At 37.1% G+C, this 1,341-nt stretch carries 1 protein-coding gene; it reads right to left on the minus strand.

The features are described from left to right. Nucleotides 1-603, minus strand: a 603-nt coding sequence (locus RRG12_RS44200; RefSeq protein ID WP_420763372.1) for a substrate-binding domain-containing protein, incomplete at its 3' end; no start/stop codon positions are given. Between the last annotated feature and the right edge of the window lie 738 nt (nucleotides 604-1,341).

Consider the following 1,341-nt stretch of genomic DNA (forward strand, 5'->3'; position numbering starts at 1 on the left):
ATATTTGGATAATGACTTCTCACAGCCACTAACTCGCTGATTGATTGAGTCCATCGGAGTCCCGTTGAGGATAACTACACTACCTTGACCTTTGAGGCGATCGGCAATATATTGGCAAGCAACCTCACCAGCTTGGGTATTGTTGGAGCTAATCATTGCATCCACATCTGCATCAACGGCTGAATCTACTGCAATCACAACCCTACCTGCCAGCCTTGCTTGATCAATTACGGGTTTAACTCCTTTTTTATCAACAGCACTGAGGATAATTAGGTCAGTATTCGCAGCCGTGAAATTTTCGATTTGGTTGCTTTGTTGGTTCAAGTCAAAGCCACTGGAAACCGCATTAACTCTGATATTACCCCCAAGTTTCTGGGCTTCTGTCTCAGCCCCCTTCTGCACTGCATTATAGAAGGGATTGCCTAAGTCACCCAACGCAACGCCGATTGTTTGCAATTTTCTATTGGGAGTAGCAACATTCTCTGCACTTATATTGGTAGCAGTGTTAGTAGTATTAGTAGCAGTGTTGCCATTTTGAGCGCCATTCGTGCAACCAACAACTGCAAAACCTAATATGCCAACTATGAGCGAAATTCTGTTCATATTTATTTCTAACAACGGATTTAAATTTGAGAAAGATCAGCAGAATATAAATCTGCACAATCATCAAAATATGAAGTAGGTCTGAAATTTTTAGACCTAACCAAGTGATACTACTAGCTTTTGGAATTTCAACTCAAAAGGTCTTCTGCTTTGACCCAATTGGAGTTAGTGCTATTAGTTTCACTAAACTAGATGTTTTGTTTTGAAAGCAAAATCATGAACATTACACTACTTCAAATAATCACATTATTTTTTTTGGTAAAATTACTTTGTCTGTAGTGTGTAGTCTGAAAACAGCTTTTCAGTGAAACTTCCAAAAACTGGTTTTATTAAACTTGCAAATCTTTATTGACTTTGACTTGTTTTATTTTATCCCGCTCCCGCGCAAAAATTAATTTTGTTTACCGAACTTTACAAACTTAAAAGATTTTGAATCTCTCGATATAACCCAAGGTATTCATTTCAAAGCCTTCGCATAAATCAGCCGATTCAATATTTGGGCTAATGTTAAAAACGTTAACATTTCTCAATCAAACTCCTTCAGAAAAGATACTGTTATAGTAGAGAACTCTTGGATTGTGAATGCTATATTTTGAGAAATGTAAACATCCTTTGGTTGGATTTTCTAAGTTAACTCAAATCTGCTTGTCAAGAGTATTTATTTGTTATTGCTCCTCCATCACTTAAAGGATGTCTGAAAAGTTTTTTTGTATACATCTAAGCCTTGGAGATCCCCCT

This window comes from Nostoc sp. CALU 546 (assembly GCF_048836525.1).